The organism is Mucilaginibacter rigui, from assembly GCF_014773275.1.
Lineage (GTDB): Bacteria > Bacteroidota > Bacteroidia > Sphingobacteriales > Sphingobacteriaceae > Mucilaginibacter > Mucilaginibacter rigui_A.
Map to the genome: position 1 here is coordinate 1 of NZ_JACWMW010000009.1, position 24,974 is coordinate 24,974.

Annotated in this window: 13 protein-coding genes; 2 read left to right on the forward strand and 11 right to left on the reverse strand. The window is 42.1% G+C overall.

The genetic code is table 11. The annotated features are described in order from the left end of the window. Positions 1-268: 268 nt before the first annotated feature. Both IDJ75_RS20945 and IDJ75_RS20950 read right to left on the reverse strand, forming a co-directional pair. Positions 269-2,314 (reverse strand): glycoside hydrolase family 65 protein, encoded by a 2,046-nt coding sequence (locus tag IDJ75_RS20945; protein WP_191177619.1) that lies wholly within the window; start codon positions 2,312-2,314, stop codon positions 269-271. Then, complete coding sequence (locus tag IDJ75_RS20950) at positions 2,314-3,642, reverse strand: vanadium-dependent haloperoxidase (protein WP_191177620.1); 1,329 nt, start codon at positions 3,640-3,642, stop codon at positions 2,314-2,316. The genes IDJ75_RS20945 and IDJ75_RS20950 overlap by 1 nt, the downstream gene beginning before the upstream one ends. Before the next feature lie 208 nt (positions 3,643-3,850). Between IDJ75_RS20950 and IDJ75_RS20955 the strand changes: the two genes are divergently transcribed. Next, positions 3,851-4,789 carry a hypothetical protein gene (locus tag IDJ75_RS20955; protein WP_191177621.1) on the forward strand — a complete coding sequence of 313 codons (939 nt, stop codon included), beginning with the start codon at positions 3,851-3,853 and terminating at the stop codon, positions 4,787-4,789. Between the two features lie 6 nt (positions 4,790-4,795). Here the strand turns inward: IDJ75_RS20955 and IDJ75_RS20960 are convergent, their stop codons facing one another. From IDJ75_RS20960 to IDJ75_RS21000, 9 genes are all read right to left on the reverse strand, one after another. Next, positions 4,796-8,149 carry an FG-GAP repeat domain-containing protein gene (locus IDJ75_RS20960; RefSeq protein ID WP_191177622.1) on the reverse strand — a complete coding sequence of 1,118 codons (3,354 nt, stop codon included), beginning with the start codon at positions 8,147-8,149 and terminating at the stop codon, positions 4,796-4,798. Positions 8,150-8,156: 7 nt separating this feature from the next. Next, positions 8,157-11,384 carry a VCBS repeat-containing protein gene (locus IDJ75_RS20965; protein ID WP_191177623.1) on the reverse strand — a complete coding sequence of 1,076 codons (3,228 nt, stop codon included), beginning with the start codon at positions 11,382-11,384 and terminating at the stop codon, positions 8,157-8,159. A 161-nt stretch (positions 11,385-11,545) separates the two neighbouring features. Further along, positions 11,546-13,084, reverse strand: a complete 1,539-nt coding sequence (locus IDJ75_RS20970) for a RagB/SusD family nutrient uptake outer membrane protein (protein ID WP_191177624.1) — start codon at positions 13,082-13,084, stop codon at positions 11,546-11,548. A gap of 13 nt (positions 13,085-13,097) precedes the next feature. Next, complete coding sequence (locus IDJ75_RS20975; RefSeq protein ID WP_191177625.1) at positions 13,098-16,133, reverse strand: SusC/RagA family TonB-linked outer membrane protein; 3,036 nt, start codon at positions 16,131-16,133, stop codon at positions 13,098-13,100. A 459-nt stretch (positions 16,134-16,592) separates the two neighbouring features. Further along, on the reverse strand, positions 16,593-18,212 hold the full coding sequence (locus IDJ75_RS20980) for a DUF6377 domain-containing protein (RefSeq protein WP_191177626.1): 1,620 nt from the start codon (positions 18,210-18,212) through the stop codon (positions 16,593-16,595). A gap of 230 nt (positions 18,213-18,442) precedes the next feature. Next, positions 18,443-18,841 (reverse strand): hypothetical protein, encoded by a 399-nt coding sequence (locus IDJ75_RS20985; RefSeq protein WP_191177627.1) that lies wholly within the window; start codon positions 18,839-18,841, stop codon positions 18,443-18,445. Positions 18,842-18,957: 116 nt separating this feature from the next. After that, complete coding sequence (locus IDJ75_RS20990) at positions 18,958-21,417, reverse strand: glycoside hydrolase family 31 protein (RefSeq protein WP_191177628.1); 2,460 nt, start codon at positions 21,415-21,417, stop codon at positions 18,958-18,960. 250 nt (positions 21,418-21,667) lie between these two features. After that, positions 21,668-22,195: an adenine phosphoribosyltransferase gene (locus IDJ75_RS20995; RefSeq protein ID WP_191177629.1), complete on the reverse strand. Its 528-nt coding sequence runs from the start codon at positions 22,193-22,195 to the stop codon at positions 21,668-21,670. Next, the gene (locus IDJ75_RS21000) at positions 22,192-23,025 is read right to left on the reverse strand and encodes a helix-hairpin-helix domain-containing protein (protein ID WP_191177630.1); all 834 of its coding nucleotides are present in this window, start codon (positions 23,023-23,025) and stop codon (positions 22,192-22,194) included. The genes IDJ75_RS20995 and IDJ75_RS21000 overlap by 4 nt, the downstream gene beginning before the upstream one ends. 65 nt (positions 23,026-23,090) lie before the next feature. Here IDJ75_RS21000 and IDJ75_RS21005 point away from each other — a divergent pair, with 65 nt between their 5' ends. After that, complete coding sequence (locus tag IDJ75_RS21005) at positions 23,091-24,845, forward strand: lysophospholipid acyltransferase family protein (RefSeq protein WP_191177631.1); 1,755 nt, start codon at positions 23,091-23,093, stop codon at positions 24,843-24,845. The last annotated feature ends 129 nt before the right edge of the window (positions 24,846-24,974 follow it).

Sequence of the window (24,974 nt, forward strand, 5' to 3'; positions counted from 1 at the left end):
ATCAACGGTAAAAAACCTATCGATATGGTCTCCCTTACAACAAATAAAAATACCTAATTCTGTTACCGAATTACTAAACCCTTACAATTGCGAGGAGCGTAGCGACGCGGCAATCTCTTTAGGACAATTGTACACCTTGTTTGAAGGATTTGCTCAAGAGATTGCTTCGTACCTCGCAATGACGCGCGGAGAAGGGGATGCGCGGGTTGTAAACAAAAGAGACGCGAAGTATCGCGTCTCTACAGTTATCTCGCGTCTCTACAGTTATCTATTTTACAGTGTAGGTTGCCTTATTAACCCCAACACCGGTTATTTTTAATGATTTCCAGTTAGCTGGCAGCTTGCTTTTTATTTGTATGATGCCTGTCGGGGTAATATCCAGCCCGCCGAAACCCATCAGCATGGCCTGGATTATGCCGCCCGCCCCTGTAGCAAAGTAAGGGTTGGTACCACCCTTAGTCTCGGCGATCACCCTAAATGGGGGGTTCAGGTTTGGCTCGTAGGCTTCTTTAAACCAGTGGTAAGCTTTCTGCCCATCGCCAAGGCGGGCGTAAAGTAAGGCAAATACGCCATGTGTCATGGCCGGGGTACCTTCATTAGGCACACGGGTTTCGTAATACTCCAGGTCTTTTTTTATTTGCGCCGGGTCGGTTATGGTTTTTAGCGGATAGGCCAGCAGGTTAACATCCGCTTGTTTAATGCCCTCCCCTTTGTACTGTGCATGCTCCTGTGTTACACCATTAGCCATTTTAAGGATGGGAATATTATTGGCCACATTTACCCAATCACTATCCGCCTGCATGCCCAATATTTTGGCGGCAGCGGTGGCATTCATCAGGTTAGCCTGTGCGGCAGCATTTGTAAAAGCGTTATTGTCGATATTCTCCGCCCATTCATCGGCAGCAACTACATTCTTGATATCGTAATGCCCGGGGCCGTTACGCTCTACCCGGCTCGCCCAAAAATCGGCAGTGGCTGATAGGATTGGCCAGCCTTTATCGCGCAGCCATTGTTTATCCTGCGTAACGCAGTAATAAGCCCATGCGGCATTGGCCACGTCGGCGCTTATATGGTGTTCAAACGGGCCGCTTAGTGCCCATACGGGCGTTTCCTCCACCCCGCTATCGGCGCTCTCCCACGGGTACATGGCGCCTTTATAACCGTGCGAAAAAGCATTTTTACGGGCGTTCTCTAATCTCTCAAATCTATATTCCACCATCGACCGGGCAATCTCCGGGTGCATCACCAGCATGGCCGGGAACATCCACAGGTCGGTATCCCAAAATACGTGGCCATTGTAGCCTAATCCCGATAAACCCATGGGCGATGGCGATAAGGCAGTACCTGCACGCGAGAATGAATACAGATGGTAAAGCATACTGTGTACATCCTGTTGTGCCTGCGCATCTCCATCTATCTGTATGTCGCTTTTCCACAGTTCGTCCCATGCTTTGTTGTGGAACTGGATCAGCCTGTCGCGGCCCTCCAGTTTTGCAAAAATAGTAAGGCGCTCGGCTTCATTCAAAGGATCGGCATGATGTGCCGATGTGATGGACGAACCGGTAACCCCGTATTTGTACGTTTGCCCAGCTGCAATAGCACGACTAAATTTCATCAGGTGCATGTTGTTGTCCCACATTTCGTGAATAACGCGCGGTTCTTTACCATGCTCTTCATTAAACAAAAACGATGTTGATGCGCAAAGCTGCAATTTACCGGTCGGGCTTTTAGCAGTTGAGGTTAGCAGGCTGATAGTTACATGCGGCCTGTCAATCTCATTATAATAATTTTGAACCTCCTTTAAAGCATCGGGCGCTTCCATAACGCTGGCTGCCGTTACATTAATGGCCTTTTTAGCTGTAACAGCTACGTCCATCAATACCGTAAAAGGCAGCTGGCGCAGCGAGTAATAAGTGTATTTGATGCTTGCCTTATCGCCATAATCAAACGAGGTGGTAAAGGCGGCGTGTTGCATATCAAGCTCCTGCTTAAAGTTGCTTACCATTTTGGCGTCGATACGTTTACCGTCAACCTCCAGGTACATATTAAGCAGGTTAAAACTGTTCAAAAAATTGCTTACACGGCCGCGGCCATACAGGTCATAAGCGCCTGCAAGTACCACATTTTTTACTTTGAACGGCTCGGGCGATGATACGATGCCTATCATCCCGTTGGCGGCGGTAATGCCATAGTAATTATTCGGGTCTATCTTATCGGCTTTTATAACCCACGGGCTTTGTGCCGATGCGACTTTGGCAACAACCAGGCTTATCAATAAAATAATTGATACTATTCTTCTCCTATAAAGCACCATTACTTTAATTTTAATTTTAGTTTTTGGTTTACCAAATCACCAATTTCGCGACCTTTCTCGTTGCCAATATCACAGGCTATTTTATAATGAATCCCACCATATACACGCGATATGGCAGCCTCTTCTGCCGCAGCCCTAAATGATTTAAATGAACGTGGGGGTATACCAAATTCCGTTTCCGACGAATCGGTGTAGGCTATATTATCGCCAAAATTTTTGGTTAAAGTTTCGGCGGCGGCGGCAGATATTACGGCGTGCCCGCTAATATATTCGGGGAATGGCGGCGTCTGGATGATGGGCTTCCAATCAGGATCAATCAGTTTATTTATAACAGTTTCTGGTCGTACACTATTTGCTTTGTATTTCACATACCAGCAGTTTATAAATGCGTCAAACAACGCTATTGATGCTTCGGTATAAGCCGCAACAGATGAATTAAAATCAAACTTACGTAGTTTTGTACCTATCCCTGTTATATTCATCCAGTGCCCGGCCGGACCAAATTTTTTGGTAGCAAACATAGCGTGGCCTATTACATTCATTTTAAAAGCATTATCATCCCAAAAATTAGCCATATGTTTTTGATCGGGTGTAAGGCTGCCAACCATGGATTTAACCTGCATTACGTTTTTATAAAACACACTGTTCTTATCAGTCATATTGTATGCAGGCGGCTCGGGCGCAGAAATTTGCGATGCTGAATCTAATACCATAGTGCGGATCTCGCCCCAATGCGGTTCAAGCGCCTGGGCATACATAGGTGGTGTGGGGATCCAGCGGCCATCCTTACGCACAACAGTATATTTGCTTGCCGAGCGTGTTTGCGCATAATTGTCTTTTTTACTCCATTTCATGATATGTTTGGCAACACTATCCGAGTAAGCGACCGAGTTTTTAAAAACATCCGAAGGCATGCCGGCATCTTTGGCTTTTTGCTTTAACTCGTCGACATAAACAGACATACTACCTTCCGGGAAGGTAACGGCGTTTCCCACAAAGCAAAATGAAAGCAATGATGCAAACTGAAAATCTATCTCTTTACCTTTCTCCGGCTGCGGTGTTTTTGGCAGATGCTTTATTTGCCCGGCTAATGAGCGGTAATGTGTTGGATCGCCGGCGGCAACTACTTCGTATGCAGCAATGTTTGCGTATACATAATTACGGGATGCAATAACCGGAGGGAAATTATTTTCGAGAACAATATCATTCAGTTTTTTTACAGTAATACGGTAAAGTTCGGGATCGTGGGTAACCTTTTGGTAGTCGGCTTTTTTACAAGATACAAATACAAAAACTACACCTGTAATTAAAAACAAGAAACGTTTCATAACAGCTTATTGGATTTAGAAAAAAGATGGCTTGCACCATCAAACTTATATTGGTTTTTTGTGAGATTACGGGCTAATATAAGGTTTTTTAGCTAATAGATGAGCACCATAAATTGTTTGATTTTACCCGGGTTAAATAAGTATTTTTATCATTCAAAAAAGGCAAAAATATTAGTTTTGCCTTGCTCTAAAATGTTACCGTATTTGTATGAAAAAACCTGTGTTATTAATTTTTGGTATCCTTCTTTTAGCCTTCATCAGTATCTACTTTATTATCCCCCAAAAAATACAGGCAACCCGTGTGGTTGAGATAGATGCTACGGATATAAACATATCTAAATTCCTTGTTAACAAAATGCCATGGGCCAAATGGTGGCCAGGCAAACAAGTAGCTACCGACAGCTCATTATACACCTATAAAAATATCAGTTTTACCTTGCAGGAAAACACCAACAGCGAGATGCATGCGCTTATCAGGCAAGATGACATTGAACTAAAAAGTATACTAACTTATGCCACAACAGGCGAGGGTATGTGTGAGGTTACCTGGTTTGCCGAAAAACAAAGCAGCCTTAACCCCTTTGAGCGCGTGGCCGAATACTTTAAAATTAAACGGATAGCTCAGGACCTGGACGTAGTGTTAGCAGATTTTAAAAAATTTATGCAGGCAGATGTAAATGTGTACGGTATGAATTTCACGATAACAAAAATACAACACCCTATTGTACTCGCCACTACCTTAAATACGAATGACTACCCCCCCACCGAACTTATTTATAGTAAAGTGGCTGAGTTAAGAAAACAGATCCGCGCGAAAAATGCCATGGCTGTTGATTCGCCCATGATGAATGTGCACGCTGTTGAGACTGGTGGCTACATGGTAACAGTGGCCGTCCCCATCAACACCATAATTGAGCCTGGCAAAAATGCAATGATAAATAAGCTGGTAAAGAATGCAAATGCTTTAGAAACGCAGGTTAAAGGTGGTAAAAACACTATTTTAAATGCTTTTACGCAACTTAAAAACTACCAAAAAGCCCACCGATTAATATCACCGGCAATGCCATTTGAATCGTTAGTTACTAACAGGCTCGCCGAAAAGGATACCGCTAAGTGGGTCACTAAAATTTACTGCCCGGTTTTTTGATAGTGCTTACTTAGTTAACAATATCAACTTACCATCGTATGTAGTAACCACATAGCTTGTACCAGTAGCTGTTTTATATGGGTAAAGGTGGGTTATCTCCTGTGAGTTAAGCATAGCATTTAGCCAGTACTCGGGCATGGTAAATTGTTTTGTAGCCTCATCATAATGCGTGGTTACCAGGCCTAATGCATCGTACTTGCCCTCGTAAGGCACAACACCCCAAAAGTTACCATTCAATAAAACATCGCCTTGCTTATTGTTAAGCGGTGTGATAGAACGGATTGGCGCCTGTTGAAAAAGGTATGGCAGCTCTGTTATTTTTTTGGCGTTTAAAACATCACTCACAAAAACACTTCTAAACTGTTTGGCTTCTAAGCGGCCACTATCGCGTAATTTATCTTTAAAGATCTCGGCAGTGGTTTTATCGGCCATTTTCTGGTAGCTCAAAAATTCCTTTTTTAGGGATGGCAATTCCTGCTCCAGATCGTTCTTAGGGCGAAACGGGTAGTATTTTTCTTTAAAGAAATAAGATACTATCAAGTCGTTTTTACCATCGTTATCTACATCATTATTGTAGGCATAAAGCGGCTGGGTAGCTGTTACATTATACTTATTGTTTTCGCCCCAGTTACCGGCTATAAGATCTGCCTTGCCGTCACCATCTGCATCTGTAATAATGGCCGATTGCCACCAACCCGTTTCTTTATCAAGCAGGGCCGATGAGAACTTCGCAAGTTTTTTGTTCTTGTTCAGGAATATCTGCACCGGCTGCCATTCGGCGCTGATAATAATATCTTCTTTCCCGTTGTGATCAATATCCGCTGTTGAAATATTTGTTACATAACGGATGCTTGTTAAATCTGCATATTGGTTTGCGGGGGCAGCGGCAAAACCGTCGTTACCCTTATTCAGCAATATTACAGATGATGCGGGTTTGGTGTAATCAGTAAAGTTTACACTGCTGCTAAAAAACAGGTCTTTAAGGCCATCGCCATCAAAATCATATACCAGTATTTTTGATGTTAAAGTACCCACCACCGGTAATGCTTTGTACTCAAACTTGTAATTGCCTTTGTTTATATACAGCCGTAGCTGTGTGATTTTCCCGGCTTCAATAAAGGGGTGACTGGCACTCAGTACAACCAGGTCGGGCAGTCCATCATTATTTACATCTACCCATTGGGCTTCGGTATCTGAACGATCTTTAAACGGGCCGAAGGCATCAACAGTTACTTTGGTAAATTTACCATCCTTGCTGCCGGCTAAAATATACTTTTCTTCACCTGCTATCCCACCCACATAAATATCTTCCATTCCATCATTGTTTACATCGGCAACGGCAATAGCCGGTGTATGTGGCAAATAGGTATGCGGCAACAAGTTATAATAGTTAAAGTCGGGGGTTTCAAACGGCTGCATGTTGGCTAAAACAGTTGCTTTAACATCTACAGCAGTAAATTCCTTTTTATTACTGATGTAATTACCCACCAGGGCCTGTACATCGGTGATGGTTTGGGTTTTAGCCTTATCATAAGTGATAACAGTCTTCCTATTCAGGCTGAAATCTTTTATCAGCTGATAGGAGTTATCGGGCCAAATCACCATCAGGTCCACCGGTTTATCGCCCGGTAAAAAAGTAAACAGCAGGTTATTTCCCTGTGTACTTTCATAAGCAGTGCTGGTTTGGATCTCCTGATGATCTACCTGTTTGGTAGACCGCAGGAAGAATTTGGTACCGATACCATCCAGATTAGCTTTAGTGTACTTAACACTTAATTTCAGGAACGATGGTTTATTGTCCTTATGATTTTCCATCGTCATGTTTTTATAGACGAAGGCCGGGGCATCCATATTATTGGTAACCAGTTCCAGGTCGCCATCATTATCCAGATCCACCGCTACCGAACCTGCCGAGATAGACGGATCACGCATATCGTTACCTGCCGATACATCACTAAACTTTAGCTGAGCATCGCCATGGTAAAGGTAATTGTGCACATCGCCATCGGGCATCAGGTTAATTTTTTCCTTATCGAAAAAACGGCTGGTTTTAAAATCTTTTATCACGTTAGGGTCGCCCAGGTATTTCAGGTAATCCATATCGTTAAGGCGTTTTTTGATGCCATTTGAAAAGAACATATCCTTCCGGCCATCCATGTCAAAATCCTGCACCAGCGGCGACCATGTCCAGTCTGTTGCCGAAACGCCTGAATACAAACTGATATCTACAAACTTTTTACCGTTTCCCACATTTAATTGCAGGCTGTTTTTTGAATACTGGTAATAATACCCCGCGTTTACTTCCTGGTTGTAAATATCAAGCGGTTCATCATTTATGGTTGATTTTAGCGCCTTCATTTCTTCGGGCAGCATATCGGTGCTTATCACATCCAGGTGCCCGTCTTTATTCACGTCTGTAAGCGTGTTCCCCATAGAGAAAAGGCTGGTATGCCCGAAAGCGCTCTTCAACTCTTCTTTAAATGTGCCGTTACGCTGGTTCAGGTAATAATAATCCTGCTCAAAAAAATCGTTGCTTACGTAAATATCGTCCCAGCCATCATTATTAAGATCGCCAACACTTACGCCAAGTCCATAACCTATCGGCGCCGAATAAATGCCCGAGTTTGCGGTTACATCAACAAATTTGTTGTTATCATTCCTGAACAGGTGATCGCCGGCATCATGGCTGGTTTTAAAGCGCAGGGTAGAGTCGCCGTAGGTATCATTACTATGAACAGATGAGGTTAGCAGGAACATATCCAGGTCGCCATCTTTATCATAATCTAAAAAAGATGCCTGGGTGGAGAAGCCCGCAAAATCTAACCCATATTTGGCTGCTGATTCTGTAAACGTCAGATCGCCATTGTTGATATACAGCTGATTTTTGCCTTTAAACCCCTTGTAGCCCGATACCACACAAACGTATATATCCTTGTAACCATCACCATTTATATCCACAACCGTTACCCCGGTTTTCCAGTTGCCGGTACCGGCAACGCCTGCTTTGGCGGTAATATCTTCAAATTTAAGCCCCCCTTTATTGAGATAAAGTTTATTAGGACCCTGGTTTGATACAAAGTAGATATCTTCCAGCCCATCGTTATTAAAATCGGCCGATGCCACTCCTGCACCATTATAGAAGTACAGGTAATCTAATATATTAACCGAGTCTGAAACTACATTTTTGTTTACAAAATTGATACTGGTCTCATCGGCAGATAGCAGCTTAAAAATACCATCGCCACGTTTTTTTGTATGGCATGATATGTACACGGCAATACCCGCCAGTATTACACAGCAAAAAAATATAATTTGTTTATATGGCTTAGCTTTGGGCTTAACTGGTTTAGCTTTTGGCATATTGTCCTTAACGTAATTTATAAGCTTTAAGCTTATCGTCGTTTATTCCGAATAAATAGTATTTCTCTCCCTGGCTGTTTTTCATCATTAATGAAGAGCGTACCTGCCCGTTAAGTTTAATGCCACTTTTGGCTGGCGAAATATAAACAAATCCGTTTTTAGTGTACTTATAAATTTGCCCATAACTTGCATCTAAGCGGCCAACCTCGGGCTTAAACCCGTAAAAATTACCACCAAGTATAATGGATGGTGTACCGCTGTTATCAATGTCATCGCACAAAATAGTGCCTATGTTTGATAGCTGCGCATTGTAAGGCAATGCTTTACATGTAAATTTACCCTTGCCATTATTTATAAATACCGCCGAAGCGAGGTAGTTCATTTCATGCTCCTCGGCACCTTCTAACATTTTATCGTTAAAGACCTCGTTAAAGGGTTTACCTGCGTAATCTTTATATTTTAGGTATTGCTTTTTGAGGACAGGCATCTGCCCTACCAGATCGGGCTTCATATGAAACACGTAGGCTGTGCCCTGCCTGTAAATAGATGTTACGCATTCTTTGGTACCGTTACCGTCAAAATCTTTCACGTAAATTTTCATCGGCTCGGCAGCGGATGCTTTAAACTTTGAATTAAGGCCGAGGTTACCGGCTATTACATCCAGTTTACCATCGTTATTAATATCGGCAATTTGCAGGCTGCCCCACCATCCTTTGTAGTTATCAAGCTGCGTATCCTGTGTAAACACCCCTTTATTGTTCATGTATATTTTTATGCCCATCCAGTTGCCTGCTATTACCAGGTCGGGATAACCGTTGTTATCAATATCGGCCCATTGCGCTGCCGTAACCATTCCCGGTTTTACATCCGCGCCAAATACCCGTTTGCTTACATCGGTAAAGTTGCCCTTGCCATCATTATGCAATACGTATGAGTTTGGTGATGCACCATAATTACCGGGCACACTGCGCCCGCCAATAAACAGGTCAAGGTGGCCATCTTTATCATAATCGCAGGCGGTAATTACTGATGCGTTTACTGCTACCTGTATAGTCTTTTGCGCGTTACGATGCAGGTTACCTTTCCCGTCGTTTTCATAAAAGCGCGGATAATATATGTTTGTGCCGGCCTCGTCTGCGTTACCGCCTACGCCAATTATCAGATCTTCGTCGCCATCGCCATCAAAATCGCCAAATACAGCACCTGCGTTTTCCAGGTAGCTTTGCTTGCCCAGGTCATCCGGGATGTTTTGTTTAAACCTGCCATTTTTTTGCTGCACGTATATAGCCGCCGGACTATCTTTTGATGCGCCGAAATAAAAGTCGGTCAACCCATCTTTATTAATATCACCTTTTGCCATATAAGGGTTTTCGGTTGATAGCATTTGCAGCATCAGGCGCTCGTTATCAAAATCAATAAAACCGTCTTCGGTATGCTTGGGCACCGAATCAAATAAGGTTTTCTCTGCCTCTACAAATAAAGTTTTTACCTGTGGTTTTGCAAAATTGTACTGCAATCTTGCATCGGCAATTTTGTAGGTATAAACTTTATTGGGCTGTACATTTTTAGCAACCTGGTATTTACCGCCCGGCCATATTACCATTACAGAATCTATCTGTTTAACTTTACCTAAACCTATTGTAATAAGATTTGGCGGCGTGCTGCTTTCAAAACCACGTGTTGGCTGGTGGTATTGCAGTATTGATGAGTTATTTGAGAAAACTTTTATAGTAGCGCCAATACCAAAGCGGTTAAAACCCTCGCCCTGCAATTTTAGCTGAATGTAATTATTGTGCAGTTTCTCTGCATTATTTTTATAAATGAACAGTGGCATGTTCACGTTATTTACCACCAGATCGTTATCTCCGTCACCATCCAGGTCGCCGTAGGCCGCGCCATTGCTGAACGATAACTGATCGAGCCCGTACTCATGCGCTTTGTTGGTAAAGGTAAGGTCGCCATTATTTTTATAAGCATAGCTACTTACCGGTGTAGATACCATTTTATCGGCAAAGTTTTTATAGTCGAATTTCTTCTTCTCGGCAATCTTATCCATGTTTTCCCGGTTGCCCAAAAACTCGATGTAATCCTGGTCGGTAAGGTCTTTATAGATCCCGTTAGATACAAATATATCTTTCCAGCCATCGTTGTCCATATCAAAGAACAGGGCGCCCCAGCTCCAGTCTGTAGCACTAACACCTGCATTAAATGCAATTTCAGAGAAGGTGCCGTCGCCGTTATTTAGTTGAAGGCAATTTTGCATAAACTGATTGTAGTAACCATCGTGCTGCTTAAGCTTGATCACATCGAACGACTCGAACGAGGTGATCTGTTTCATCCGCTTATCGCTCTCGGGCAGCATCTCAGTTGTGAAGATATCCAGGTTACCGTCATTATTGATATCAGCAATATCCGAACCCATCGATGCCAGGCTCAGATGGCCGGCCTCCGACTGGATGTCTTCCTTAAAGGTGCCGTTATGCTGATTGATGTACAGGTAGTCGCGTTCAAAAAAATCATTTGATACGTAAATATCCGGGTAGCCATCATTATTAATATCAGCTACTGATACACCTAAACCAAAGCCAATATCGCTCGAGAATATCCCGGCTTCTTTAGTAATATTAGTAAAATGCCCACCATCGTTACGGTACAGCCGGGCACCGCCCAATGGGTCGAACACTGCACGCAGGTTCTGGTTAAAATCAAATGAACCAATAGGCCTGAATGAGTTGTTCAGTATAAAACAATCCAGATCTCCGTCGTTATCCATATCAAAAAAAATCGACTGTGTAGACAGGCCGTTATCTACCAGCCCATACTTTTCGGCTTCTTCTTTAAAAGTCCCATTGTGCTGGTTTATAAAAAGCTCATTCCCCTTTTTATCAATTATATTACCACTATGGCAAACATAAATATCGAGCCAGCCATCGCCGTTTATATCAACCATGGTAGCGCCGGTGCTCCAGTATTTGGTTCCTTTTACGCCAGCTTTGTCGGTTACGTCATCAAACTTCCAATTCCCCTTGTTAATATATAATTTATTGCTACCCTGGTTTGATGTGAGGTAAATATCATTCAACCCATCGTTATTCACATCGCCAATGGCAACGCCACCGCCGTTATAGTAATTACGAAAAGTAAATACGTTGGTTTGGTTTTTATCAACAAGTTGGTTGATAAAATTTATGCCCAGATCATCATTGGATTGTAGTGAAAAAAGAGGGTTCTTCACATCACTTTTATGACAGGATGATAAAGCAATAAAAACAACGATCAGGGAGAAAAGGGTGCTTTTTTTTAACATCACGATGATTACAAAAAACAAACGTAGCGAATTACTCCGCTACGTTTAAAAAATCAAATCAAATATAACTAATTGTAAACTGGTATCAATTAATAACCCGGGTTTTGTTTCAGGTTAGGGTTAGTATCAATAGCACGTTGCGGAATTGGATATAACGTACGTGTTTTATCGGTTTGTGCAGGGCGTTGGTCTACCGGATCGTTAAACTTACCGAAACGGATCAGGTCATTCCTTCTCCAGCCTTCCCAGTATAGTTCCCGGCCACGTTCAGCAAGCATGTCTGCTTCAGTAACGGCAGCTAATGCAGTTGCACCACGAGGCGTACGGATAGAGTTAACAAGGCCTAAAACTGTTGCACCGTTAGGATCGGTACCACCACGCATTATGGCTTCTGCTTTCTCTAACACCACATCAGCATAACGTAAAAATATGTAATCGTTATCCTCACCACTATCAGTAATGGTACCATCAGCATTTGGATGCGGGAAATATTTAAACACGCGTATACCTTGAGCTTCTGTAGAATAATTTAAGCTTACTTCTCTTGTAAAAATAAGCGGTTTACCACTACGCTGTGTTAAAGCTTTATTGTTAGGGCCATATTGTTGGCCAACTGCAAAACCTGCCCTTAAACCAACTTTATCAGTTAAGCCAGGGTATGCAACGCCTTTACGCTCATCGCCATCCTGGAATGAATCATAAAAGTCTGCAAGTGTGGTAAAGCCATTCCAACCATCTGGTGTTTGGTTATAATGCAAGCCCATTTTCCAACGGTTTTTAGCAGATCCCGGAACGTTTGTAGGTGTATTGTAGATACCAAAAATATTACCGTGAGATTTTTCTGAGTTATCCCATGCAAAGTCCTGGAAATATTTCCCGGTTGGCTCAAGTGTGTAACCTGCCGCTTCAATTTTGTTGGCATATTCAATAACCTTATCCATATCTGCCTTAGCAAACGTAAAAGGGCCACCAACAGTTGCTGATGTATATACCGCTTTGTTAAGGTATATTTTTGCTAATAACGCCTGAGCTGCAGCCTTACTTGCTTTACCTACGTTAGGTGCTGTACCCAAATTAGCTTCGGCAAACTCCAGATCTTTAATAATGAAAGCTGTAGCATCGGCACGGTTATAAACAATTGGGATAGATGAGTTTGGCGCATTCGGATCACGGAATGGTGCCTGGCCATATAAATCCACAACCTGAAACATAAAGTAAGCGCGTAAGAAACTTGCTTCTGCTTTAATCTGAGTGTCGGTTGCACGGGTTATAACCTGTGTAGCACGGAAAACACCAATATTTAACTGGTCCCAGGTATCGTTAACCTGGTTGTGAGATGCATTCCATGTATGGGTATGCAGCTTACGCCATGTACCAAAATCTCCCCAGTCGGTACCGCGTGTCGGGCCCATCATCTCATCGGTAGAGTGTTCTTGTAATGCATAAGTATTTGCCTGATCGGCTTGTCCGTTTAACTGAGCATAAACCCCGTTAAGATCAGAAGCTGAAGCAGCACCTCCCTGATCTACAGAAACTGTTCCGTATGTTTTTTCATCGAGTTTAGCACAACCTGCAGCGGATAGAAGAACGATACTGCAAATTGCTACTTTTAATGTTATTTTTTTCATACTAATATTTTTTTTAGAAACTTGCATTTAAACCTAATGTGAATGTACGCGCGCTTGGATAAGCTGTGTAATCTATACCCCTTGAAGGCACGCCATTTCTTTCTTTATTTGTGTTAATTTCCGGATCAAGACCACTGTAACCAGTTATCAGGAATATGTTTTGACCTGTAAATGATACACGCAATGTTTTAAACACGCTGTTTTTAACCGGGAAGGTATATCCTAAATTGGCGTTGCTTAACCTTAGGAAATCGCCTTTTTCTAAGAAACGGGTTGATACCTCACCAGAGTTAAGCGGGTTTTCATTAGTTGCTGCAATTGCTTTAGTTACGTTACGACCGCTCACTAAGTTTCCTTTGTAGAAAAACGCATTCGCGGTGTTGTTGTAAATATAAAAACCAGTAGCTCCATTCAGGAAAAAGCTTAAGCTCCAGTTTTTGTAAGTAAAGTTGTTGGTTAAACCTGCTGTAAAGGTTGGAAGCGGGCTGCCTTGTTTTGATGAAACGTCAATACCTTGTGGATACCTGCCAAAACCATTTATATCAAGCCCTGTGTAGTTTGGCAAATCAAAGCTATATAGTGGATAACCATTACCAAAGAACTGAGAATATGCACCAGATAGGCCCTGGCCATCAATATTACCGGTTATTACGTTACGGTTACCAAAGTTTTCAACCCTGTTTTTAATAAAGGTCATGTTGTAAGCAATATCCCAGGTAAAGCCTTCACCCTGTATTGCTGCAAAGTTTAAACCGATCTCAAAACCAGTGTTTCTAACATTACCCGGTAAATTTACCCAGTACCTGTTAAACGCAGCCGGTTGTGCCAAATCCTGCAGGAATAATAAATCTGCTTGTGATTTGTTAAAGTAATCAACAGTACCGCTTAAACGCCCGTGCAGTATAGAGAAGTCTATCCCTGCGCCATAAGCCGTTTGTGTTTCCCATTTCAGATCGGGGTTAGCAGCATTTAAAGCAGAACTTGCAGTTTGTAAATAGTTAAGTTGCTTTAAGGCCTTTGATGCATATGATGGGTAATCCTGGTTACCTGTTTTACCGTAGTTTAACCTTAGGCTTAAATCATCAAATATGGCTTTTGGTGCAAAACTTTCGTTGCTAATGCGCCATTTAACAGCTAATGCAGGGAAGTTTGCATATTGGTGATTTTCACCAAACTTTGAAGAACCGTCTCTCCTTAATGTAGCCGTTACAATATAACGGTCCATGTAAGAGTAGTTAACACGTGCAAAGTATGATTGTAATTGAGAACTGCTGCTATCTATACCGTTACGGTTACTAAAATCATATGGCATATGATTTTTAAACTCGTCGTAATTTTTTACAAACTGTCCAACTACCGGTGTCCCCCAACCTATATTGGCACGGTTGAAGTTTTTAAAGTTTTGGTATGAGTAACCAACCAATGCGCTTAAAGAGCTATTATTTTTCCACTTTTTTTCGTAGTTTAAAGTATGCTCTGTAGTAAGGTTGGTTATTTCGTTATGGATTAAAATACCACGGCCATTACCTGTTGCCGATGGGACTTTAAAATCGCCTATGTTTGTTTCATCAGTAAAACCAACAATAGTAGGGTCATAAAAAGTTTTTCTTTGTCCTCTTGATATATCAGCACCAAAGTTACCTTTGTATGATAAGCCTTCAAATAGCCTAACAGTCATGGTTAAGTTATTCAAAAACCTGTTGATATTATCACGGTCATCAATTTGGTTTAGCATTGATACCGGATTTCTGAAGGTATTACCTTTAGGAAAACCATTCTCATAGCCATTTAAAGAAAAGTACCTGCCCTGGCTATCAAATACAGGTATTGTTGGGTTGGTTTGTATTGCGGCACCAATTAAGCTACCGTTAAAACCTGCATTGTTTGTAATAGGTGCAAACTGATCCTTTACGTTTGAGTATAATGTTTGTAAATCAAATCTTAACCTTTCGCCCAGGAATGATTGTGATGCGTTTACACGTGCAGTTAACCTTTTCAGGTTGGTGCTTTTAACGATACCTTGCTGATCATCGTACCCTAAAGAGGCGCGATAGTTACCTGTATTGCTTGCCCCGCCAAAAGCCAGGTTATAGTTTTGCGATACAGCTGTACGCAAAATTTCTTTTTGCCAATCAGTATTTGAACCGTAATCTATACCACCATCAGATACAGGGCCTGCGTTTGATCCAACGCTCTGTACGCCTCTTAAGAAAGCCTGTGGATCTAACAGATCATAGGTTTTAGCGGCATTAGCGATACTTGTGCTGGCACCAAATTGTATGCCCTGGCCTTTGCGGCCTTTACGCGTAGTAATTAAGATTACACCGTTAGCACCACGTGAACCATATATAGCAGATGCAGATGCATCTTTTAATACCGAAATATTCTCGATATCTGCAGGGTTAATAAATGCCAATGGGTTACGTGCCGATGAACCACCCGCGCCGCTATCAAAACCACCTGATGTACCACCGTTATCTAAAGGCACACCATCCACTACGTATAGAGGGCTTGAACCTGAACGGATTGAACTGGCACCACGAATGTTTATGGAAGCACCTGCGCCGGGCTCGCCACTTGCTGGTGTTACCTGCACACCGGCTATCCTACCTTGTAATAACTGCTCGGGGGTTGCAATAACACCCTTGTTAAAGTCCTTAGGACTTAAAGATGCTACAGAACCCGTTGCATCTTTTACTCTTTGTGAACCATAACCAATAACTACAACCTCGTTTAATGCTGTGCTGGCCGATTCCAGACTTACGCTAAGTGATGATTGAGCACCAATGGTTACAGCCTGGTTTTTGTACCCGATGTAAGAGAAGTTTAAAGTTGTGGTGTTTGCCGGAACGGAAAGCCTGAAGGTACCGTCAACGCTTGTTAGTGTGCCTAAACCGCCGGTTGCGCCTACAGATACACCGATAAGCGGAGAACCGTCCTTTTTGTCTGTTACTTTACCTGTTATAACTTTGTTTTGTGCCAGGGCTGGCTGAACAAAGAAACAGGTTAAAGCAAAAAAACATAATGTGAGTAAGTGTTTAAATTGCATAGTTTGTGGTTTAATTAATAATTGGTTATATAATTTTTAGTACATGGTTTGCTTTTCATCATAAAAGAAGTTTCACAGGCAAAAACCGGCAAATCAATTTTTATAGCGTCGTGAGATAATATCGCCCGACAAAAAACTTCAGTAAAATTGGTACAGTTTATATTGGTTTATAATTGTGCTATTTAAAGCTTAGGGCTTAATTTCAATAAGCTTATCACTTATTAAAACATTCTATCCCTATACAAAGATGTGTGTCCTGAGCCTTATTCCCTACTACTTTATGTTAATTGCAAAAAAATATAAACTTTATAACGATTAAATAATTGAAAGTCAAATAGTTAATTAATAAAAATGATTTAAAAATATAACAATTTTTAACGCTTTTTAAGTCATTTTCTGCTAAAAAAGTATCCTGTATAGTTTTTAAAGTATCACAAATGATACAATCTGACTAAGCGTTTATTCAATTATATCAACAGCCTTAATGTCCATAATACACTGTTCAAATTGTTCGGGATTTTTTGACTTTGCTTTAACGCGCATTTTGTAAACATAAATGGTATTTACAGAGTATTCTAAAATTTTGGCGATGGTTTCGTTATCATCTATCCCCATACGTATTAGAGCGAAAATACGAAGATCGGTATTCAGTACTTCATCCTCATGCGGCCATATCTGGTCTTTCTCATCAAACTGCGAATTGAACACAGAAATAAAGTTGGGGAATATCTTAAGGAAGATGTGGTCAAAACTATAATACAGCGCCTCCCGTTCTTTTTTTATATTTATATCATTAACAATCAGCCTGATATCGTCATACTTCTTTATAGACAACTTGGTATCGATAGACATTTTCAGCTTCTCGAGCTTGAGTATATAGCCGGATATGATTTTAAAAAACTGCCCGATATACTCTTCCTTTATATGTGCATCCTCACCTAACTTATGATTGATGTCCTTTAGCTGGATGTTTTGGTCTTCTATAATGCGTTCTTTATGCTTAAGCTTACCTAACTGCTTGTATATCATTATCAAAAACAAAATAACCAGCGATGCCAGGGCCGTAATGGCAAGCAGGTACTTTAGTATGGTTTGTTTTTCTTCCTCCGAGTGGTTTAACTCTTCGGCGGCTACCAGGGGTAAAATGGCGCCTATTTGTATTTTACGCTGCCTTGCCCCATAAAAATCCGCATCGGCCTTGGCTAATTGTATAAAAGCGTAAGCATCTTTTATATTGCCGTTTTTGTATAACTGCTCGGCAAGGGTAAAAAGCGCTACCGTTTCTTTTGTAGATGATTTAATATCGGCAATGGCCGACTCAATAAGTAAAGGCAGCGCCTTATCTCTTTTATTGGCATTTAGATAGGTAATAGCTAATGAACAATTTATCATGGCACGCAAATGCATAGAAATAGGCCGGCCCGAACTCAATATTTTGCTTAACTCATCATCGCCCGTGGCCGGGTTACCATCTTGCGCGTCCTTTAACCCTGTATAGTGCATCCACTGGGTTGAACCTTTTGGGGTAAGGCTTATGGCTGAATCGATATAGGCATCGCTTGCCTTCATATACACCGGCGATGAATATTTATCATTATTATACTTGGCAAGGTCGCTATTACACCGGTACATGATAAAGTAGTATTCAACCTTCATCGAATCGTTAAGCACCCTGGGGTCAACCTTATTCATACTGTCAAAGGTTTCTTTAAACATACCCGATGACAGCAGGATAAATCCCAGTTTTATCTGGCTGTAGTACGCCCTCGACATGTCGTTCATGGCAACGCTGATGTTCTTAAGCTTATTTACGTATACGTATGCAGAATCGTACTGATACGATTTATATTCTTCATATAACTTCAGGCAAATATCATATTGCTTTGAATAATCGAGCCGGTTGGCAGCACGTTGCAGCTTTTTCAGATGGGCAATCCTGCCCTGTTTTTCTTCGTCATAAATATTTTTCCTGCTTATCTCCGTTTTTAAGGCTGTTAGCAAACTATCAGTACCGGCGCCGATAGCCATGGCAGGGTACGCAAACAGCATCGCGAAAAAAAACCTCAGAAAAAATCTCATATAACTGGTTTACAAAAGGTATTAAAAGTTAATAACTTATAGCTTTTAATTAAAAACTTAACTCAAAAATCTTTCAAACGTAATATTAACAATTATCCCCCAAACTTATACCAAAAGGCACATTTTTATAAAAAAACTAATAAAAAAGCCTGCATCTTAACAATAAGATGCAGGCTTATGTAAAAGCTTGGAAAACTGCTAATATTCGGCAAAAATTAAATACCGGATACTTAGTTACAAATACTTCCCTTAGTTATTGGGCCGGGGCCGGTTACAGTACCTTCACGGGCGCATATTGTGGTACTGGCACCTTTGTCAAGATACTGGCTTGTAGCTATCCCTCCGCAGGTTGTGTAATAAAAAGAACCACCTGTAAATGCCGCCGAAACAAAATAATTATAGCATACAGGTGGTGGTGGCGTAGCCACAACAGCGTTATCAGCAATTGTGGGTTTGGCAAAATCTTTAATTGCTAAAGGTGCTGGCGGTAAACTTGCCAGAACAATTGGTACACTAACTTTTGTAACTGTTAAGGCATTATCTTTTAGAACAGATTTTAAAGATTGAGCGTTTGCCATGCTCACTAAACCGCATAACATCACAATAAGAGTTAAGAAATTCTTTTTCATAATAATTAGATTTAATTGGTTAATGTTCAAGTAAATATAATTAAACTAATTATTAAGTATTAAACTACAAGTTATTTTTTTCTTAACAATTATTTCCGGTTCACCTATTTCATAATTTAATAACTTATACTAAACCCTTCATCGGTGTTTTTTATCAGTACAGCTTTTACCTTCTCGCCCTCTACCGGGTTTGATAAACCTGTTGGATCAAACCGGGAGATAGGTACCATCAGCGCCTCAAAGCTGTTCTCGGCTTTACTTTGCCTGCCATTCAGCTTAACAACTACATTATCGCCAAAACCATGTAACAACAGTTTTATATTGGTGAATTTTGATTTTATCGAACCCTCTGCCTTTGCAAAACTGATGGTTTTCTTAGCCGGGTCGTAAGCTATTGTACGTTTATAAAACGCGCCGCCTTCGTAATCAAAGCTTTCGCCATCATCTTCATAATACACAAACTTGTTATTTACATTACCTTTGTATACGTGTACATATAGGGTATCGGTTGGTTTTTCGGCCGTGGTTTGTATTTGCGATTGCATGGGGATAATGCTGCTCTCTTTTACATATACCGGCAATTGCGAAATACCCAGGTCAATAGCCACCTTTTGGTTACCTTGTTGTACCTGCCCATTATAAAGGTTATACCATTTACCTGCAGGGAAGTATATTTTGCCATAATTGGTTACCCCATCAAACGGAAACACCAGGAATGATTTACCAAACATATACTGGTTCTCATACAAGCCGTTGTAAACGTTATCATCATGTGTATAATCAATAGTAAGCGAGCGCATAATTGGGCTACCGCTTTGCGTTGCTTCATAAAAACTGGAGTACAGGTATGGCAATAAACGATAACGCAGGTTAATATAATTACGGGTTATCTCCAACACCTCCTCACCATAAGCCCAGGGCTCTGATGCTTTTGAGTTGATGCCCGAGTGGTTACGCATGTATGGGTTAAACGCGCCTATCTGCATCCAGCGGGCGTATAACGATGGCGATGCACCACCGGTAAAACCTCCTACATCCATCCCCGAGAACGGCACGCCGCTTAACCCAAGGCTATTCATCAGCCTAATACCTAATAGCATATGGTCGTTCTCGGCACGGTTATCGCCTGTCCAGATAGCTGCGTAGCGTTGTAAGCCTGCATAACCAGAACGGGTTAAAATAAATGGACGTTTGTTATCTCGCGCGGCTTTATAGCCATCATAGCTGGCGCGGATCATCTCTAAACCATAAGCATTATGGATCTGCATGTGCGATGCACCCTTCCCTTCGTAGCTGAACAGGATGTTATCCGGCGCTTTCTGGCCCCAGGTGCTAAACTCATTCATGTCGTTCCAGATTCCGCTTACCCCTTCGCTCGCATATTTTTTTAGCTCGCTGCCCCACCATGCCCGGCCTTTTGGGTCGGTAAAATCGGGAAAGTGGCACCAGCCGGGCCAAACCTGGCCGGTGTAGTAGCTGCCATCGGGGTATTTAGCAAAAATATCTTCTTTTACACCACGGTCGTAAACGCCATAGCCTTTTTCAACTTTAATTCCGGGATCAACAATCAGGGTTACCTTAAAGCCGTTATTATTCAGCTTTTTGATCATGGCTGCCGGGTCAGGGAAACGGGTGGCATCCCAGCTAAATACCTTGTATTTATCCATGTAGTGGATATCTAAAGTTATACCATCGGCGGGGATTTTCTTTTCCCTCAGCGTTTCGGCTATGCGCATTACCTCAGCCTCGGGGTAATAGCTGTAGCGGTTTTGCTGATACCCCAGGCTCCACAACGGTGGCATTTTCATGCGGCCGGTAAGCGAGGTGTACGAGGTAATAATATCGGCAATGTGCGTATTGTAGATGAAATAGTAATTCATCTCGCCGCCTTTGGCACCGAACGATGAGAACCTGTTGTTACTGGCGCCGAAGTTAAAATCGCTTTGCCAGGTGTTATCAAAAAATATCCCGTACTGCACGTTATGGTGTACACCTATGTAGAATGGGATGGTAGAGTAAATAGGATCCTGCCCGGTGGTATATGCGTAGGTATCGCTGTTCCAGTGCGTATATGCATTGCCCTTACGGTCAAGCGGACCAGTTTTTTCGCCCAGACCTATAAAATGTTCGTTATCCTGCATATGCTTATAAGTGGTCACAGACTCGTTAACCCATGAAGTGGTTAAGCCTGCTTCGTCCTGGTTGATCACCTCGCCAGCCAGGGTAGTAAATGTTACCTGGTAAGGGTTTTTGCGGATGTTTACTTTTAATGAGTCGGTTGTGAGGTTAATTTCCTCATTGGTTTGGGTAATGTTCACCCTGGTTTTAACCGGCTCGCTCACTACCGCGTACGAAAAATCGGCAGCCAGCTTTTGCTTATCCATACGCACCCGTATAATATTGGGGCCATACACCACCACTTTTACAAAGGCGTTTTCGGTGGCAATATCAACTTCCTGGTTATTTATGGTTACAGCGGTTACCTTGCCAACCTGTTTTACGGGGCTTTGTGCAGATACGAGTTGCGCACAGGCCGTAAATAGTACAGCAAGGGCAATGCAGCGGTTTATTTTCATGTTAATTAATATACTGGTTTAGCAATGGTTTATTAAACAGTTTAAGGGTTGTTTAACACCGGTAGCCTATTGGCTTACAGCCACCGATTATTTGCTGAAATTAGAACAGATTTATGGCATGGCATGTACAATATTAATCAAGCTGATTTTTTTATAAAGCAAAAACCCGCTAATTATTAAAATTAGCGGGTTTTTAATGTTTTAGGGCTCGAAAAATATAGGGTGGAATATTAATTGGTATAAACTACAATCAATAATCGGCCAGTACAATAATGTTATTGCTTATGGGGGCTATCTTTTCTATGCCATTTAAAAAGCTTAAACCAACTACAAAACTAAAGCCGGCAACAATGCCGCCCATGTCCTGTATCAGTTCGCTGGTGGCGGTTACAGTGCCGCCGGTTGCCAATAAATCGTCATGTATCAGTATCCTGTCGCCGGGCTTAAAGGCATCGGTGTGGATCTCTATGGTAGCCGTACCGTACTCCAATTCATAAACCTTTTGGTTAACGGTATGCGGCAGTTTCCCTGCCTTACGCACCGGTATAAATGGCACGCCCAGTTTGGTAGCTAATGATAACCCAAACAAAAAGCCGCGGCTCTCTACTCCTGCTACAGCATCTATCTGCATATCCTTAATTTTTTCTAAAAAGGCATCATTTATCCTGGTGCAAAGCCCGGGGTCCTTCAATATCGGGGTGATATCTTTAAAGATAATGCCCGGCTTAGGGAAATCATGAATATCGCGGATAGCGGTCTTTATTTGCTGCTCGATCATTTAAAAACTAAATAAGGCTCAATTTTACGCAAAATTCCTTCATCTATAATGGCAATATTTTTCAAATCGTTGATGGAAGTGTAATCTCCGTGCTGTTTACGGTACTCAATAATGGCATTTACCCGTTTATAGTTCAGGTATGGCATCAACCGCAGTTTATCAAAAGTGATAGTATTTATGTTGATCTTACGGATGCGGCCGGCATCAACTTTAACCTGGTCTTTTATCTCATCGTACTTCAGTTCATCAATTCCGTAAACCTCTTTCAACTGCTCTTTGCTTATAAAACCACCAAGCCGCTCGCGGTAGTAAATAATACGCTTAGCAAATGCCCCGCCTACCCCATCAATGGATGTTAACTTTGCAGAATCAGCAGCATTTAATTCTACTACAACATTCGTTTTTGCGTTCCCTTTTGAGATAATGATGAAGGGCGCCAGTCTTGCGTAATCAACTTTGGTAAGGCCATAGATCTTTTGCAGATCCTCAGCCTTACGGAACCTGCCGCCCTTTGCTGTATAGTTTTTAATGATAGCAGCTTGTTTTGCCGTGATGCCCAACTTTTGCCAGTCGGTTGCCGATGTGGTATTTGGATCGAACTTAAACAGGTCGTTTATTGATTGTTCAGCGCCGTTTAATGGCTGCGGATTGGCTTTATTAAGTGCCGCAACTGCGGTGTTAAACGCTGTAACGTTTATTGTATTATCTTTGCGTAACCATTGATAAACGTATGGGGCAATTAATACCAGTGCTATCAATACCAAAAGCACTACCATGCCATTCCATTCTTTTTTGGTAAGGGACAGGTAATTTTTGATCTGCGCTTTCATTTATCAACGGGTATTGAGCCGTTAAATTAGTAATTTCCCCTAACTATTGTTGCGTTAATAACAGCATGAAAATAATAACCACCGAAGAATTTGCCAAAGCCACTAAACTGGACACCCTGAAATTGCCGGGACTGGCATCTTTCCTGATGGAACTGATGAAGATAAACCAGGTGAACGACCTGTTCGCCCAGGCCCAGCCCAAGCAAGGCCCCGAGTTTGTTGACGCCATTTTAAAAGGCTGTGGTATTGAGATAGAATTTGACGAACGCGAGTTAAGGCATATCCCAAAAGATGGTGCTTTTATAGCCATTGCCAATCACCCTTACGGTGGTATTGAGGGATTGATATTATTGAAAATACTGACCATGGCAAGGCCCGATGCCAAGCTGATGGCCAACTTTTTACTGAAGAAGATCCCTAACCTGAGCGATTATTTTATAGCCGTAAACCCTTTCGAGAATGTAGAGCATTCATCAAGCATCAGCGGGTTAAAGAACACCCTTGAACTGCTGAATAACGGCACCCCTATAGGCATTTTCCCTGCCGGTGAGGTATCAACCTTTAAGCTGGATAAACAAGAGATCACAGACCGCCTTTGGCACCCTGTTGTAGGTAAGATAATTGCTAAGGCTAAGGTACCGGTAGTTCCCATATACTTCCATGGTAATAACGGCCTGCTGTTTAACCTGCTGAGTATTATACACCCTGCTTTGCGCACAGCCAAGCTGCCATCAGAGTTGTTTAACAAACAAGGCCAAACCATTAAGCTGCGTATAGGCAAGCCTATAAAGATTGAGGATATCCCCGATAATAACAACAGCGCCAAATTGCTGAACTTTCTGCGTGCCAAAACCTACGCCCTTGGTGCGGGTTTGGATGAAGAGAAAAAGCTTTTTAACCCACGCAACCTGTTCAAAATAAAAAAATTGCCCGAGGCTATTGTACCCGAAACTGCTGCCTATAAACTGGAAGCAGAAGTTGACAAGCTACGCGATAGCTACAAGGTTTGGACAGAAAAGAACTATGAGGTGTATATCACCCCAACATCGCAGATCCCGTGCATTATCCGTGAGATTGGCCGTTTACGCGAGATCACCTTCCGCGAAGTGGGCGAAGGTACCAATAAAGCTACCGACCTTGACGAGTATGATATTTACTACCACCACTTGTTTATTTGGGATGTGGAAGCCAAACGCATAGTTGGCGCCTATCGCATTGGCCTGGGCGACGAGATATTTTACGGTGTTGGCAAAAAAGGCTTCTACATCAACGAGTTGTTTAAGCTTAAAGAACAGTTTACCCCGGTACTTAAGAAAAGCCTTGAGCTTGGGCGATCATGGATCCGTAAGGAATACCAGACCAAGCCCCTGCCCCTGTTCCTGCTATGGAAGGGCATCCTGAAATTTGTAATTGATAACCCGCGTTACCGTTACCTTATTGGCCCGGTAAGCATCAGCAACTCTTTCTCGCAGTTCAGCAAATCGCTTATTGTTGATTATATTAACCGTAACCACTTTGACCACGATATGGCGCAGTATGTAAAGCCGCGTAAAAAATTCAAAGTGAACCTGGAGAACATCGACACTGACCTGCTTTTATCTGCCGGCGACAGCTTTAAGGGGCTCGATAACCTGATATCGGAAGTAGAAACACATAACATGAAGGTACCGGTATTGCTTCGCCAGTACCTTGCCCTTAATGCCCATATCATCAGTTTCAACATCGACCCTAAGTTTGCCGATTGCCTGGATGGTTTCCTGGTGCTTGACCTGGAGAAAGTACCGCAGGATATATTGGAGAAGTTGGGGAAGAACCTGTAACCGTACTCCCGCGCGTCATTGCTGTAAAGGTCAAGTAATTCGATAACAGAATTAGCTTTAACAAATAAAGCTAAAGTTATGCGAAACATTAACAATGACCTGACCTTAAAGCGCAACTATCTGAACAAG